The organism is Mycobacterium sp., from assembly GCF_039583805.1.
Classification (GTDB): domain Bacteria; phylum Actinomycetota; class Actinomycetes; order Mycobacteriales; family Mycobacteriaceae; genus Mycobacterium.
In genome coordinates, this window is sequence record NZ_JAVKSH010000002.1 from 45,944 (window position 1) to 60,592 (window position 14,649).

14 protein-coding genes are annotated in these 14,649 nt (G+C 68.6%); 4 read left to right on the plus strand and 10 right to left on the minus strand.

The genetic code is table 11. The features are described from left to right. Positions 1-12 precede the first annotated feature (12 nt). Genes ABDW21_RS00440 through glf form a run of 4 tightly spaced genes read right to left on the minus strand, consistent with a single transcriptional unit; the run spans position 13 to position 4,621 of the window. Positions 13-927: a decaprenyl-phosphate phosphoribosyltransferase gene (locus tag ABDW21_RS00440; RefSeq protein WP_343600560.1), complete on the minus strand. Its 915-nt coding sequence runs from the start codon at positions 925-927 to the stop codon at positions 13-15. Further along, the gene (locus ABDW21_RS00445) at positions 920-1,522 is read right to left on the minus strand and encodes a phosphatase PAP2 family protein (protein ID WP_343709913.1); all 603 of its coding nucleotides are present in this window, start codon (positions 1,520-1,522) and stop codon (positions 920-922) included. The genes ABDW21_RS00440 and ABDW21_RS00445 overlap by 8 nt, the downstream gene beginning before the upstream one ends. After that, a complete protein-coding gene (locus ABDW21_RS00450) occupies positions 1,515-3,431 on the minus strand; it encodes a glycosyltransferase (RefSeq protein WP_343709914.1) in 1,917 nt (638 codons plus the stop codon). Before ABDW21_RS00450 ends, ABDW21_RS00445 begins: the two co-directional genes overlap by 8 nt. Then, positions 3,428-4,621, minus strand: a complete 1,194-nt coding sequence (gene glf / locus ABDW21_RS00455) for a UDP-galactopyranose mutase (RefSeq protein WP_343709915.1) — start codon at positions 4,619-4,621, stop codon at positions 3,428-3,430. Before glf ends, ABDW21_RS00450 begins: the two co-directional genes overlap by 4 nt. A 294-nt stretch (positions 4,622-4,915) precedes the next feature. Here glf and ABDW21_RS00460 point away from each other — a divergent pair, with 294 nt between their 5' ends. Together ABDW21_RS00460 and ABDW21_RS00465 are read left to right on the plus strand one after the other, a co-directional pair. Continuing rightward, positions 4,916-5,716: a hypothetical protein gene (locus ABDW21_RS00460; RefSeq protein ID WP_343709916.1), complete on the plus strand. Its 801-nt coding sequence runs from the start codon at positions 4,916-4,918 to the stop codon at positions 5,714-5,716. Positions 5,717-5,922: 206 nt separating this feature from the next. Then, positions 5,923-7,533 (plus strand): N-acetylmuramoyl-L-alanine amidase, encoded by a 1,611-nt coding sequence (locus tag ABDW21_RS00465; RefSeq protein ID WP_343600565.1) that lies wholly within the window; start codon positions 5,923-5,925, stop codon positions 7,531-7,533. Between the two features lie 31 nt (positions 7,534-7,564). On the opposite strand, the gene ABDW21_RS00470 is transcribed toward ABDW21_RS00465, so the two are convergent. From ABDW21_RS00470 to ABDW21_RS00485, 4 genes are all read right to left on the minus strand, one after another. After that, a complete protein-coding gene (locus ABDW21_RS00470) occupies positions 7,565-8,380 on the minus strand; it encodes an HAD family hydrolase (protein WP_343709917.1) in 816 nt (271 codons plus the stop codon). A 22-nt stretch (positions 8,381-8,402) separates the two neighbouring features. Continuing rightward, positions 8,403-8,543: a hypothetical protein gene (locus ABDW21_RS00475; protein WP_343600567.1), complete on the minus strand. Its 141-nt coding sequence runs from the start codon at positions 8,541-8,543 to the stop codon at positions 8,403-8,405. Between the two features lie 111 nt (positions 8,544-8,654). Next, on the minus strand, positions 8,655-9,404 hold the full coding sequence (locus tag ABDW21_RS00480) for a lysophospholipid acyltransferase family protein (RefSeq protein ID WP_343709918.1): 750 nt from the start codon (positions 9,402-9,404) through the stop codon (positions 8,655-8,657). A gap of 5 nt (positions 9,405-9,409) precedes the next feature. Next, positions 9,410-10,192: a 1-acyl-sn-glycerol-3-phosphate acyltransferase gene (locus tag ABDW21_RS00485; protein WP_343600569.1), complete on the minus strand. Its 783-nt coding sequence runs from the start codon at positions 10,190-10,192 to the stop codon at positions 9,410-9,412. Between the two features lie 180 nt (positions 10,193-10,372). On the opposite strand from ABDW21_RS00485, the gene ABDW21_RS00490 reads away from it, so the two are divergent. Continuing rightward, a complete protein-coding gene (locus tag ABDW21_RS00490) occupies positions 10,373-11,920 on the plus strand; it encodes an MBL fold metallo-hydrolase (protein ID WP_343709919.1) in 1,548 nt (515 codons plus the stop codon). Further along, complete coding sequence (locus tag ABDW21_RS00495) at positions 11,917-12,246, plus strand: hypothetical protein (protein ID WP_343600571.1); 330 nt, start codon at positions 11,917-11,919, stop codon at positions 12,244-12,246. Before ABDW21_RS00490 ends, ABDW21_RS00495 begins: the two co-directional genes overlap by 4 nt. Positions 12,247-12,308: 62 nt before the next feature. Here ABDW21_RS00495 and ABDW21_RS00500 read toward each other — a convergent pair whose 3' ends face one another. Both ABDW21_RS00500 and ABDW21_RS00505 read right to left on the minus strand, forming a co-directional pair. Further along, positions 12,309-13,877, minus strand: a complete 1,569-nt coding sequence (locus tag ABDW21_RS00500; protein WP_343709920.1) for an NAD(P)/FAD-dependent oxidoreductase — start codon at positions 13,875-13,877, stop codon at positions 12,309-12,311. Positions 13,878-13,964: 87 nt separating this feature from the next. Next, complete coding sequence (locus ABDW21_RS00505) at positions 13,965-14,564, minus strand: TetR/AcrR family transcriptional regulator (RefSeq protein ID WP_343709921.1); 600 nt, start codon at positions 14,562-14,564, stop codon at positions 13,965-13,967. Between the last annotated feature and the right edge of the window lie 85 nt (positions 14,565-14,649).

A 14,649-nucleotide genomic window follows, 5' to 3' on the forward strand; every position in this document is an offset into this window, starting at 1 on the left:
GGCGCCGTCACGTCAGCCGAGGAGAGCCGCAACACCGACGGTTCCGATCAAGGCCACGAACAGCAGCTGCAGCACCCGGTCCCGCAGCGCGATGTCCTCGGGTTCGCCGGCCAGCCCGCCGTCGACGTCCACCGCGTAGCGCAGGATCGCGAGGGTGAACGGCACCATCGACACCGCGAACCAGCCCGCCCTGCCCTGGTCGCGCTCGAAGGCCCACAGCCCGTAGCACACCACCAGCGCGGTGGCCGACATCGTCCAGACGAACCGCAGATAGGTGCTGGTGTAGCTTTCCAGCGACTTGCGGATCTTGGCGCCGGTGCGCTCGGCCAGCTGCAGCTCGGCGTAGCGCTTGCCGGCCACCATGAACAGCGACCCGAACGCCATCATCAACAAAAACCACTGCGACAGATAGATACCCGCGGCTACACCGCCGGCGATCGCCCGGAGTAAAAACCCCGACGAGACGATGCAGATGTCGATCACCGCTTGGTGTTTGAGCCCGTAGCAGTACGCCAGTTGCATGCCGAGGTAGACCGCCATCACCACCGCGAGGCTCGGGGTCAGCCACCAGGCGATGAGCAGCGAGGCCGCCCCGAGCACCGCCGACAGGCTGTAGGCCAGCCACTCGGGCACCACGCCTGAGGCGATCGGCCGGAACCGCTTGGTGGGGTGCTCGCGGTCGGCCTCGACGTCACGGACGTCGTTGATCAGGTATACCGACGACGCCGCCAGGCAGAACACCACGAACGCGACGCCCACCTTGCCCAGCACGTCGACGTAGTCGTAGTGCACGTCGGTGCCCAACGCGGCCAGTGGCGCGGCCAGCACCAGCACGTTCTTCACCCATTGCCGCGGGCGCATGGCCTTGACCAGACCGACGACCAGGTTTGCCGGAGGTCCGGTCACCGGCACCACGTCCTCACTCATTCGGCACACCTTTGAATCGCGTGTCACGGCTGAATCGCGTGTCGCTGCTGAATCGTGCGTCACGGCTGAATCGTGCGTCACGGCGGTTGTCGAGCCGCCCGGCCAGAGCCGCCACCGCCGCGCCGACGGCCAGGCCCGCGGCCACGTCGCTGGGATAGTGCACGCCGAGCAGCATCCGCGACAACGCCATCGGCGGCACCAGCATGACAGGCAGCCGGGTTCCGGTCACGCGGGTCAGCAGGACGGCCGCCGCCGTGGTCGACGTGGCGTGCGCCGACGGGAAGCTCAGCCGGCTCGGTGTGCCGACGTGCACCACGACCGCCGGGTGGTGCGGACGCGGCCGGCGCGCCAGGCGTTTGATCAGGACGGCGGCGGCGTGCGCGGCGAACGCCCCGGCTCCGGCGGTCAGCCAGGCCCTCGCGCGCTGCGGCTGCAGAATCGCGCCCAGCGCCGACACCGCCAACCAGCCGATGCTGTGCTCGCCGAAGTACGACAGCGCGCGCGCCGCGGCCAGCATCCCCGGGCGTGCGGCCAGCGCCGACTGGATCGCCACCAAGGCGGCGACTTCGCCACGCGGCGGCGGCGACTCAGCCATCGGCGTGTGTGGGCTGCGGGTAGCACCCGCTTGCGGGGGACAGCACCGTCTCCCATTTCTGCGTGCTGGACAACACCGGCAAAGCCTCGCGATAGACCCGGCGCAGGTGCGCGAACCGGACGGCCACCTGACACTGGCGGCGCAGCGACTGCCGCAGCAACGACAACATCTTGGCCCGGTCGCGTTGCCGGTAGACCACGCCGCAGCCGTCGGCCGTGGTTACGGTGGCGCCGTCGAGCATGCACAGCAGGAACCACCGCGCGTCCTGGGTGGGCACGTTGCGCTGCGGGCGCCGGTGATGCGCGGTGTCGGCCCGCGTGACTTGGTGCAGGATCCCGCGGGCCAGCCGGTAGCCGATGGACAGCGGGTTGACCGGTGGTGCCATCGCCCGGTGCTTGCGCGACGGTGCCGGCAGCTCGCTGGCTGCCGGCACCACGACCGCGTCGGGATAGTCCGCGCGGATGCGACGCACATCGGGCAGCGCCGTCTCGAGTATGGAGAAGATGTGCTCGGGGCCGGCGAGGAAGTCGTCGATGGCCCTGTTCTGGATTGCTACCGTCGAATACTCAAGGCAGGCAAGGTGTTTCAAGGTCGCCTTGAGATGGCTGCGCAGCAGTCCGAGGATGTCGCCGTTCCAGTGCATGGCGGCCACCACCAGCCGGTTGCGCAGGTGGAAGTAGGCCTGCCAGTCGATGGCGTCGTCCTTGTCGCTCCAGGCCATGTGCCAGACCGCGGCTCCGGGCAGGGTGACGGTCGGGTAGCCGTGTTCGGCGGCCCGCAGCCCGTAGTCGGCGTCGTCCCACTTGATGAACAGCGGCAGCGGCTGGCCCAGTTCCTCGGCCACCTGCCGGCCGATCATGCACGTCCACCAGCCGTTGAAGTCGACGTCGATGCGCCGGTGCAGCACGACGCTGCGCTCGTTGTCGTCGGCGAGCGGGAATTTCGCGAAATCGTGGTCGTATTCGGCGTGCGGCGCGGCGGTCCACATGAAAACCGAGCGGTCCACCACCTCACCCATGATGTGCAGGTGCGACGGCTCCTGCAGATTCAGCATCTGACCGCCCACCAGCATCGGGGTCTTGGCGAAACGGTGAATGGCCAGCACCCGCAGAATCGTGTCCGGCTCGATGCGGATGTCGTCGTCCATGAACAGAATCTGTTGGCAGTCGGTGTTTTTCAGCGCCTCGTACATCACCCTGCTGTAGCCGCCGGAGCCACCCAGGTTGGGCTGGTCATGGATGGCGAGCCGATCGCCCAGTGCGGCTGCGGCAGCAGGGAAACCGGGGTGGTCGCGAAGCTTCGCGGTGCCCTGGTCGGGCACGATGACAGCGCCGATCACGTTGTCCACCAACGGGTCTGAGGTGAGCTCGGTGAGCGCGTTGACGCAGTCGCCGGGACGGTTGAAGGTCGGGATTCCGACCGCGATGTTGGCGACGCCGGGTGCCGCCACGGTGGCATACCATCCGGCGCGCTGCAGCGTGACGTCGCTGTCGGTGGTGACGTCGAACCAGATCCAGCCGCCGTCCTCGAACGGCCCCAGCCCGACCTCGACCTCGACCACCGCAGGGTGGTCGCGGTCGCCGGCGAAGTCGCGGCCTTCGACGAAGATCCGCGCCGCCGTGGCCTTGGTCCGGTAGACGTCCACACGTCCGGCGCCGCTCAGTTCCGCGCGCAGCACCACCGACCTACACGTCGTCCAGCGCCGCCAGTAGCTGGCCGGAAAGGCGTTGAAATACGTCGCGAACGACACCTCGGATTCGGCGCCGATCTGCAGGGACGTCCGGGTCGCCGGGTGGGCGCGCCGAGCGTTGGTCGCCGACTCGTCCAGGTAGAGCTTGCGCACGTCGAGCGGCTCGCCCGGACGCGGCAGGATGACCCGCGCCAGCAGGCTCACGGCGATGTCGCTCACGGGCGGGCGCCTTCGTCTAACGGCAGCCCGTCGCGCAGGTGCGGTGCGAGGACGTTGTCGTACATGTTCAGCGCGCTGGCGATCGCCATGTGCATGTCCAGGTACTGGTAGGTGCCCAGCCGCCCGCCGAACAACACGTTCGCCGAGGCGGTTTCGGCTTTTGCCCGGGCCCGGTAGCCGGCCAACAGCGCACGATCGGTCTCGGTGTTGATCGGGTAGTAGGGCTCGTCGTCGTCGCAGGCGAACCGGGAGTACTCCCGCATGATCACCGTCTTGTCGGTCGGGTAGTCGCGCTCGGGGTGGAAGTGGCGGAACTCGTGGATGCGGGTGTAGGGCACGTCGAGGTCGTTGTAGTTCATCACCGGGGTGCCTTGAAAATCCCCGACCGGCAGCACGTCGACTTCGAAATCGAGTGTGCGCCAGCCTAACCGGCCGTCGCAGTAGTCGAAGTAGCGGTCCAGCGGACCGGTGTAGACGACAGGAGCCGACGCAGACTCCCTGCGCAGGCCGTCCCGGACGTCGAACCAGTCGGTGTCAGTGCGCACCTCGATGCGCTCGTCGGCGGCCATGTTCTGCAACCAGGCGGTGTAGCCGTCGACCGGCAGGCCCTCGTAGGTGTCGGTGAAGTAGCGGTTGTCGAAGGTGTAGCGCACCGGCAGCCGGGTGATGATGCTCGTCGGCAGTTCCTTGGGGTCGGTCTGCCACTGCTTTGCGGTGTAGCCCTTGACAAACGCCTCGTAGAGCGGGCGCCCGATCAGCGAGATGGACTTCTCCTCCAGGTTCTGCGCATCGGCGGTGTCGATCTCGGCGGCCTGCTCGGCGATCAGCGCCCGCGCCTCGTCGGGGCTGAAGTAGCGGCCGAAGAACTGCGACACCAACCCCAGCCCCATCGGGAACTGATAGGCCTGGCCCTGGTGCAGGGCGTACACGCGGTGCTGGTAGCCGGTGAACTCGGTGAACGTCCGCACGTAGTCCCACACCCGTTCGTTGGAGGTGTGGAACAGGTGCGCACCATATTTGTGCACCTCGATCCCGGTCTTCGGTTCGGCCTCGGAGTAGGCATTGCCGCCGATGTGGGGGCGCTTCTCGACGACCAAAACGCGCTTGCCGAGCTGGGTGGCGACGCGCTCGGCGACCGTCAGGCCGAAGAACCCGGAGCCGACGACGAAGAGGTCATAACGAGCGGTCATCGGTTGCCTAGGGTATCCGACCGCGGGCCCGCAGCCCGTTTTGCCGCGTCGTTGCGCGGGGTGGTTGCTGGCCGAGATCTGGCCGGCCCGCTCCGCACCAGCGGCCCGGATGGCGGACGAGCAACCGCGGGGTGACGAAAGTCGCGATTGACTCACGATTCGATATCGTCACTCTAGTCACATCAGTCACACCCGTACCATCGACTACGTGATCTGATTTCACGCCGTCAGGCACCATGTCGCGCTACACCGGCATGACTTCGAGAACATACACCCCAGATAGAGGAGACTTCCGTGCCGAACCGACGTCGACGCAGGCTCTCGACAGCCATGAGCGCGATCGCCGCTCTGGCGGTCGCGAGTCCGTTTGCTTACGTTGCCGCGTGCCAGGTGGCCACCGACTTGGCCAGCGACACCACACCCACCGTCGAACACCGCGAATTCGTCAGCGCGACGCTGGCCACCGACCTGCCCGGCGAACTGATCGCCGCCCTGTCTCAGGGGTTGTCGCAGTTCGGCATCAACCTGCCGCCCGTGCCGAGCCTGTCGGGTTCGACGTCGGCGTCCAGCCCCGGCCTGACTTCACCGGGCCTGACCACACCGGGCCTGACTTCACCGGGCCTGACTTCACCGGGCCTGACTTCACCGGGCCTGACTTCACCGGGCCTGACTTCACCGGGCCTGGCCAACCCGGGCCTGGCCAACCCGGCACTGACCAGCCCGTCGGCGACGACACCGGGCTTGACCAGCCCTGCCGGCGGCGACCCAACCCTGATCAACCCGGACGCCGGCCTGCCAGCCGCTGGCGAGGTGCCGATCAGCGCACCGATCGGCCTCGACCCCGGCGTTGGCGGGACCTACCCGATCCTCGGCGATCCGTCGCTGGGTGCCGGGTCGGCGGCATCGACGCCGGCCAGCGGCGGGCTTGTCAACGATCTGCTGAACACGGCCAACCAACTGGGTGCCGGTCAGGCCATCGACCTGCTCAAAGGCCTTCTGATGCCGTCGATCACGCAGGCGGTGCAGAACGCGAACCCGGCGGCGGCTGCGGCGGCGGCTGCACCGGAGGACATACCGCCGGCTCCGGCCGCCTGACGCGAGGCCTGCAGGGGCCGCGACGGCCGAACGGGACTTGTCACCCAAACGGCACCGCAGACGTGGGGAGCGGCCAAGCCAGGCGCCGCCCGAATCTCTGCGGTGCCGTTGCCGTGCGCGACTCAGTTCAGTCGCAGCTGCGTTTAGTCGGCAGCCGCTGCGTGTCGGCACAACTGTATCAATAGCCACACAAGTAACATCGGCTCGTGTCGACCCGCCGCCCTGCGCCGACGATGCTGTTCACCGCTATCACGGCGACCGTCGTGATCCTGCCGTGCGCGCTCACCTCGGCCCCGGCACGTCACGTCCGGCCACCGGCCTCGGATGCGACGCGGGTCACCGAAAAACCCCTGACCGGTCTCGGCGGCGGAACGACCATTCGTGAGGTCAGCCAGTCCACGCCGTTCTCCATGGTCGCGGTCACCGGCGGCGACCTCACCGGCACTTCCGCGAGGGTCCGCGCGCAACGCGCCGACGGCTCCTGGGGCCCCTGGCGCGACGCCGAGACCCTGGATGCGGCCGGCCGCGACGGCGGTGTCCGCGGTACCGACCCGGTGTTCGTCGGCAGCACCACGACCGTGCAGATCGCGATCAGCCGCCCAGCCGGCGCGCCGGTCACCACGTCTGCGCCCGCCGAAGCACCGGCGGCGCCCAGCCTGGGGTACGTCCCGGCGACCGTCGAACGGGCGCTGCCGCAGATCTCCGCGGTGCTGATCTCCCCGCCGCGGGCACCGGCGGACATCCAATGGTCGCCGCCCACCGCCATCATCGCCCCCGGCCAGCCGCCCAACATCGTCAGCCGGGCGCAGTGGGGCGCCGACGACACCGTCCGCTGCCACAGTCGGCCGGACCGCGAACAGCTCCGCGCCGGCGTGGTGCATCACACCGCGGAAACCAACGACTACGAGCCGCAAGACTCGGCGACGATCGTGCAGTCGATCTACGCCTACCACACCCGAATGCTGGGCTGGTGCGACATCGGGTACAACGCGCTGGTCGACAAGTACGGCCAGGTGTTCGAGGGACGGGCCGGCGGCCTCACCGGACCGGTCTACGGCGACCACGCGGGGGGGTTCAATCGCGACACCTGGGGGGTCGCGATGATCGGCAATTTCGACGACGTGCCGCCGACGCCGATCCAGCTGAACACCGTCGGCCGGCTGCTCGGTTGGCGGCTGGGCCTGGACGCGGTCGATCCGCACGCGACGGTGACGCTGACCTCGGCCGGCGGCGCCAACACGCATTTCCCGGCCGGTGCCACACCCACGCTGCCGACCATCTTCAGCCACCGCGACGTCGGCAACACCGACTGCCCGGGGCAGCTCGGCTACGGCCTGATGGACGAGATCCGCGACATCGCCGCCCGGTTCGACCAGCCGCCGGGACCCGACGAGATGGCGGCCGCGCTGCAAGGTGGCGCGATCTACGACCGCTGGCAGCAGATGGGCGGCATGAACAGCACGCTGGGCGCCCCGACGTCGACGGAGGTCGCCGGCGTCGGCACGGCCCGCTACGCAAACTTCACCAACGGAGCCATGTACTGGTCGCCGGAAACCGGCGCCGAACCGGTCGTCGGAGCGATCTACCAGGCCTGGGCGGCCCTGGGATACGAGCGCGGCGCCCTGGGCCTGCCGACGAGTGCCGAAATGCAGGAACCCCTGTGGGTGAAGCAGAATTTCACGCACGGCACCCTCAACTTCGACCTGGAAAGCGGCCACGTCGTCCGGGTCTTCGACGGAGTCGCCGAAGAACTGCCGCCACCGTCCGCCGAAGATCCACCCGAGCTGCTCGAGCGCTTCTCGACCCCGACCGGCTGACCCGGCGCCGTGCGCGCGCCGCGATAGCGGCTCAGAGCCACCAGCGTTCCAGCACCCGGGCCACCCCGTCGTCGGTGTTGGTCGTGGTCACTTCGTCGGCCGCGGCCACCACGTCGGGATGGGCGTTGCCCATCGCCACCCCGTGACCGGCATACAGCAACATCGGCACGTCGTTGGGCATGTCGCCGAACGCGACCACGTCGGCGGCGACGATGCCCAGCGGACCGGCGATCTCGTCGATCCCGGTAGCCTTGCTGACGCCGCGCGGCACGACCTCGATCAGACCGTTGTCGGTGGAGTAGGTGATGTCACCCCCGCGGCGGACGTGTTTGCCCAGCTCGGCGGCCATGTCGCCGCTGCGGGCGCCGGACTTGCGGATCAGCAGCTTGATGGCCGGCGCGCTGAGCAGGTCGGCGATGGACACCTCGGTGTTGTCGGGGTTCAGCCACGCGTGCTCGTAACCCGGTGAGCTGACGAACTGCGGCGTCGCGGTGTCGTGCGCGCTGGCCCCGATCCGCTCGACCGCCAGGCCGGCGCCCGGGATGACTCGGGTCGCGGCCTCCGCCAGCTCCGCGAGCGTGTCGACCGACAGGGTGTGGGCCGCGACCACGTGGTCGGCGGCGGCGTCGTAGATGACGGCGCCGTTGGCGCATACCGCCATCGGCGCGAACCCCAGCGCATCGACGACCGGCCGCACCCACCGCGGCGGCCGCCCGGTGGCCAGAATGAACCGGGCTCCGGCGGTGACGGCGGCGCGCACGATGTGGCGGGTGCGCGGGGTGATGGTGTCGTCGTCAGCGAGCAGAGTGCCGTCCACGTCGCAGGCGATCAGCGCCGGCAAGGTCACGGAGACGCGCTGCCCTGGAGCGTCACCCGGCGGCGCCCTGTTCGCGGGCCCGGCCGGCCGGTTCGCCGGCCGTGCGCTGCTCGACGCCCATCGCGTCCGCACCGGACCCCGCGACCAGCGGCGCAACGATGGCCTCCGTCATCCGCAAGAACAGCTCGGCCACGCTCGTCGTCCCTTTCTTCTGCCCAACTCCGCCTGCTGGCCGACTCCACCCGGTTGCCGACCGGGGCCCCGCCCCGGCGTCGCGCGCCGGTGACGGCGTGTGCGCACCGTTTCACGGACCGTGGGCCGTGCGCCGGCGGGCCCGCTCGGCGACCTCAGCCTCCTCAAGTGCTGTGGCTTCCGCCATCGTAGGTGCGCCGCCGCCGAGCCGCCGCGGCACCCAGTAGGCACCCGCGGGATGCGGGTAGGCCTCCTGGACCCGGTGCAGCACCGCCGACATCTCCTCCCGCAGCCGGGTTTCCAGCGCGTCGACGTCCCCGGACGGCGGCAACTGCGGACCGGCGGCCACCGTGATCGGGATCTTCGCGCGGCCGAGGTTTCGGGGGTGGTCTTTCGTCCAGATGCGGTGCGCGCCCCACACGATCAGGGGAACGATCGGCACCCGGGCCTCCAGCGCCATCCGGGCCGCCCCGGTCTTGAATTCCTTGAGCTCGAAGCTGCGGCTGATCGTCGCCTCCGGGTAGACGCCGACGATCTCGCCCTCACACAGTCGCTGGACGGCCACCTGGTAGGCGCGGGCACCGGACCCCCGGTTCACCGGAATGGTCTTGGTATGCCTGATCAGGAAGTTCACCGGCTTCACCTGTTGCATTTCGGCCTTGATCATGAACCGCATACGGCGCCCTCGGCGATGCATCGCCAGCCCGGCGGGCAGAAAGTCGACGTAGCTGGTGTGGTTGACGGCGATCACGGCGCCGCCATGGCCCGGAATGTGGTGCAACCCCAGATAGGTGATCCGGCTGCCCACAGCCTTGACCACGAGTTGTGCGGTGATCTCCAGCGCACGGAAGACCGGCTCCACGGCGGCTACTCCGGTGGGCCTGCCGAATCGGTTCGCCGGCGGGCCGCGCGGGCGGCCGCGCGGCGGTCGGCTTCCTCGGCGTCCAGCCGGGCGGCCTGCGCCGGCGACGGTGCCCCGCCCCCGAGCCGGTGCGGCACCCAGAACTCGCCGGCCGGGTGCGGCCCGTAACTGTCCTGCACCCGTTCCAGCAGATGCTGCATCCGGGAGTGCAGCAGCGCCGTCAGCTCCGGCGCGGGCAGCGTCGGCGGAATCGGGTCGCCGACCGCCACCGCGATCGGTACCTTCGGGCGCCACAGCTTCTTGGGGTGATCCTTGGTCCAGATCCGCTGGGCGCCCCACACGATATGCGGGATTATCGGCACACCGGCTGCGATCGCCATCCGGGCCGCGCCGGACTTGAACTCCTTGATCTCGAAGCTGCGGCTGATCGTCGCCTCCGGGTAGACGCCGACCAGCTCACCGGCGATGAGCATCGCGACGGCCGCGTCGAACGATGCCGCACCGCTGCCGCGATCCACCGGGATGTGCCGCAGGCTGCGCATGATCGGTCCGGTGATCTTGTGGTCGAACACCTCCTGCTTGGCCATGAACCGCACTTTGCGCCCAAGACCCTGCTGGTAGGCGGGCAATCCGGCGAACGTGAAGTCGAAGTAGCTGGTGTGGTTGATCGCGACGACGGCGCCGCCCTGCGTCGGAAGGTGCTCCACCCCGGTGACGGTGAACCGCAGGCCCTGCAACCGCCAGGCCAGTCGAGCGAGCTTGATGGCGGTCGCGTATGCGGGTTCCACGGCATAAACCCTAGTGTCGAACGCCGACTCCGGGAGCAGCCGGACAGAATCGTCGACCTCAGAGTTCCCGCAGCCGGGCCTACCACGGCCGAGCCCGCTGCGGCACGGCGAAGACGCCGCGCCGGCCCGCTAGGCTCGGGGAGACGTCGGCGTCTTCGTACGAGCTACCGAGGGTCATACGTGCAGATCACCAGCATCGGCCATGCCGGTTTTCGGATCGACACCCACGCGGGCAGCGTCCTGTGCGACCCGTGGGTGAACCCGGCTTACTTCGGGTCGTGGTTCCCGTTCCCGGACAACAGCGGCCTGGACTGGGCCGCCCTGGGCGACTGTGACTACCTCTACGTCTCACACCTGCACAAAGACCACTTCGACGCGCGGTTGCTGGCCGAGCACGTCAACACCGACGCGGTGGTGCTGCTGCCGGACTTTCCGGTGCCGGACCTGCGTAATGAGCTGGCACGGCTTGGGTTTCACCGATTCTTCGAGACCACCGATTCGCAGCGACACCGGATCAGCGGGCCCAAGGGTGACCTCGACATCATGGTGATCGCGCTGCGGGCTCCCGCCGACGGCCCGATCGGCGACTCCGCGCTGGTGATCTCCGATGGCCTCACCACGGCTTTCAATATGAACGACGCCCGGCCGGTGGACCTGGACGTGCTGGCGCAGTTCGGCCACATCGACGTGCACATGCTGCAGTACTCGGGCGCGATCTGGTACCCGATGGTCTACGACATCCCCGCGCGCGCCAAGCACGCGTTCGGCACCCAGAAGCGGCAACGTCAGATGGACCGCGCCCGTCAGTACATCGCCCAGGTCGGCGCCGGCTGGGTGATCCCGTCGGCGGGTCCGCCCTGCTTTCTCGACCCAGAGCTGCGCCACCTCAACGACGACCAAGGCGACCCGGCCAACATCTTCCCCGACCAGACGGTCTTCCTGGACCAGCTGCGCAAGCACGGCCATGACCGGGGATTGCTGATGATTCCCGGTTCGACTGTGGAATTCACCGGCGCAGAACGCAATTCACTGCGTCACCCACTACCCGCGGAGCAGGTCGAGGCGATCTTCACCACCGACAAAGCCGCGTACATCGCCGACTACGCCACCCGGATGGCGCCGGTGCTGGCGGCCGAGAAGGCGAGCTGGGCGTCCGCGACCGGTGAATCGCTGCTGGAGCCGCTGAGGATGCTGTTCGAGCCGATCATGCTCGGCAGCGACGAGGTGTGCGACGGCATCGGCTACCCGGTCGAACTCATGCTGGGCAGCGAGACCGTAGTGCTCGATTTCCCCAAACGGGCCGTGCGCGAGCCGATTTCCGCCGAGAAGTTCCGCTACGGGTTCGCGATTGCGCCGGAGCTGGTGCGCACCGTGCTGCGCGACGACGAACGCGACTGGGTGAACTCGATCTTCCTGTCCACCAGGTTCACGGCCTGGCGGGTGGGCGGATACAACGAATACCTGTACACGTTCTTCAAGTGCCTGACCGACGAGCGTATCGCCTACGCCGACGGCTGGTTCGCCGAAACCCACGACGACACCGCATCGATCACCCTGGGCGGGTGGGAAATCCAGCGTCGCTGCCCGCATTTGAAGGCCGACCTGTCGAAGTTCGGTGTCATCGACGCCAACACCCTCACCTGCAACATGCACGGGTGGAAGTGGAACATGCAGGACGGCCGCTGCCTCACCTCGAGCGGCCACCAGCTGAGGTGCCGCAAGCTGTGAGCTCGCCCAGTTACGACGACGGCCTGGTCCAGCTGGATCGCGAGGCGATCACGCTGCGCCGCTACCACTTTCCGTCCGGAACGTCGAAGGTGATCGCGCTGAGCAAGATTCGCGGTTACCAGGCGCAGCCGCTGGGGCTGTTTGTGCACCGGTTTCGCCTCTGGGGCAGCTCAGATCTACGACGCTGGCTGCCGCTGGACGTCCGGCGGCCGTTCAAGTCCACGTTGATCACGCTGGACGTGGCGGGTACCCGGCCTCATCCGGCGTTCACCCCCGACCGTCCCGACGAGTTCACCGCGCTGCTCGACGAGCTGCTCGACGGTTAGACGTGCGTGTACCTGCGGCCGACGTCCGCACCAGGATTTCCGCTGTGGGTGCGCACTGGTCGTCAGGATGAGTCGGCCAGAGCCTGATCGGCGGCGCTATACCCGGGGATGAACGTGATGCCCGGCCCGCCATGGCATCCGGCGCTGCCGAGGTACAGCCCTTCAACCGGAAGTGGATGGCCGACATAGCCTTTCGGGCCCGGCCGATTGGGCTCGATCTGGTCCGAATGCAGCAGGCCGTGGCAATAGTCGCCGCCCGGGGCGCCGAACATGGTGGCCATGTGGCGCGGTGTGAAGGTGGTGTGGCGGACGACGCTGCGTTCGAAATTCGGCGCCAGGCGGGTGATCTTGTCGATCACCCGCCGACCCATCTCGACCTTCGCCGTGCCGTAGGCCGTGTTGTTCAAGCCACCCTCGATGGGGAACCACAACGCGAACGCCGATGCGGCGTGCCTACCCTCCGGTGCCAAGTCCGGGTCGTTCTGCGACGGAATCTGCAACACCACCGTCGGATCTGCCGGAACGATCCCGCGCCGGCAGTCCTCCCACTGCTGCTGGACCTCCTCGGGCGTGCAGAACAGCCCGATCGAGGCCTGCATCGCCGGATCGCTGAGTGCGGCATACGGCGGGGCGAATCTTGGGGCCTCGTCCAGCGCGAAATGCATCTGAAGGTAGCTGCCGCGGTGGTCGATGCGTGCGTAGCGCTGCCGGATGTCGGCGGGCAGCGCGACGGGATCGATCAGCTCGCCGAGCGTCACATCGGGCGCGATCCCGGAGATGACGATCGGTGCGGTCACGGTGTCCCCGGCCTCGGTGCGCACTCCACTCACGCGGGCGTCGGCAAGAAGGATCCCGGTCACCTTGGTACGCAACCGCAATTCGCCGCCGCAGCGGGTCAGCAGACCGCACAGATGCGCGGTGAGCGCGCCGATACCCCCACGCAGCTTTTTCATCTGCATCGTGTCCCCGTCCGGAACACCCAGGCCGAAGGCGAGCCCGGCGGCACTGCCCGGTGTGGCCGGACCGCGGTAGAGGGTGTTGACCGCCAGCACGGTCATCGAGCCGCGCAGCGCGCCGTGCTTCTCGCGGTCCGGGAGGTAGCGGTCCAACACGTCGGTGGCCGAGCCGAACAGCATGTCGTGGATGGCTGAGCGCTCGAATTCATTTCTGGCACAGGCATACATCTGGTCGATGGTCTTCGGAGGCGTGCCGGCCTCGAACCGGCCCAGCGCCCGGGTCGGCGCGTGGCTCCAGGCCATCAGGCCGGCCATTCCGTTCAGCGCGTCGGCGCCGTGCACCTCACCCAGGTGGGTGAACAGCTTGACCGGGTCGCTGTACTGCACCAGCGGTTCGTCGCCGACCCTGCGTAGCGCAACCGACATGACTTCCAGATCAACGGTCGGTAGGGAGTCCAGGCCCAATTCGTCGACGACCACCTGTGCCGTCGGGAACTGCACCGAGCCGGCGATCTCGAACCGGTAGCCGTCGAACAGTTCGACGGTCGACGCCATCCCGCCGGCGTAGCGCTTGGCATCCAGGCACAGGGTTCGCATGCCCGCCTTGGCCAGCAGCACCGCCGCGGCCAGGCCGTTGTGTCCCGCGCCGACGACGATCGCGTCATAATCGGCCATCTGCTCAGCCTTCTTTCGCCCTGCCCGGCAGGCTGGCACGCCGGAGCACGTTTTGTCAATTGTGACGAAACTGGCGGCGAGCGGCGGTTATTGGTGCACGATGCCGCGCTGCAGAGCGTCCAGCGCGGCGTGGCAGAGCCGGGCCAACTCGGCCAGCGACCGGTCGTCGCGCACCATCCAGAGCTCTATCGCGCCGAACACCGCCGCCGCGACGCACCGGGCTGCCACCGTGAGCGCCAGCGGGTCGCGGGCCGCCACGGCGGCCCCGCCGCACGCCAACCGGTCGGCTACCGCGCCGGCGAAGTCGGCCTCGACCTGGCGAATGTGGCGTGCGATACGGCCCGAGTCGAGCTCCTCGGACCGCAGCGCGGCGATCCTCGTCACCGCCTCGACGTCATAGGGGAAGGCGAAGATCGCCGCCCGCACCGAATCGATGATCGACTCGTCTGGGGGGCGTGTGTTCAGCGCCGCGCGAAACCAGTGCAGCCCTGCGTCGTAGTCGGCGAACAGCAGGTCGTGCTTGGACGTGAAGTGGCGGTAGAACGTCCGCAGAGACACCCCGGCGTCGGCGGCGATCTGCTCGGCCGACGTGTCCTCGACGCCTTGGGCCAGGAATCGCACCAGCGCCGCTTGCCGCAGCGCCTCGCGAGTGCGCTCGCTGCGGACTGTCTGGGCCGGTCGGACCATCTCGGTAATCTAACCGGCCGGGCACGGGCCTCACCGAGATCGTCGCGTGGCGGCCGTAGGGCATCGTTGCGCGCTGATTCGTCGC

What these genes read in the sequence shown, in the direction of transcription:
- ABDW21_RS00445 (WP_343709913.1), bottom strand. Translation starts at nt 1,522, where the DNA reads ATGGCTGAGTCGCCGCCGCCGCGTGGCGAAGTCGCCGCCTTGGTGGCG.
- ABDW21_RS00500 (WP_343709920.1), bottom strand. Translation starts at nt 13,877, where the DNA reads ATGGCCGATTATGACGCGATCGTCGTCGGCGCGGGACACAACGGCCTG.
- glf (WP_343709915.1), bottom strand. Translation starts at nt 4,621, where the DNA reads ATGACCGCTCGTTATGACCTCTTCGTCGTCGGCTCCGGGTTCTTCGGC.
- ABDW21_RS00505 (WP_343709921.1), bottom strand. Translation starts at nt 14,564, where the DNA reads ATGGTCCGACCGGCCCAGACAGTCCGCAGCGAGCGCACTCGCGAGGCG.
- ABDW21_RS00440 (WP_343600560.1), bottom strand. Translation starts at nt 927, where the DNA reads ATGAGTGAGGACGTGGTGCCGGTGACCGGACCTCCGGCAAACCTGGTC.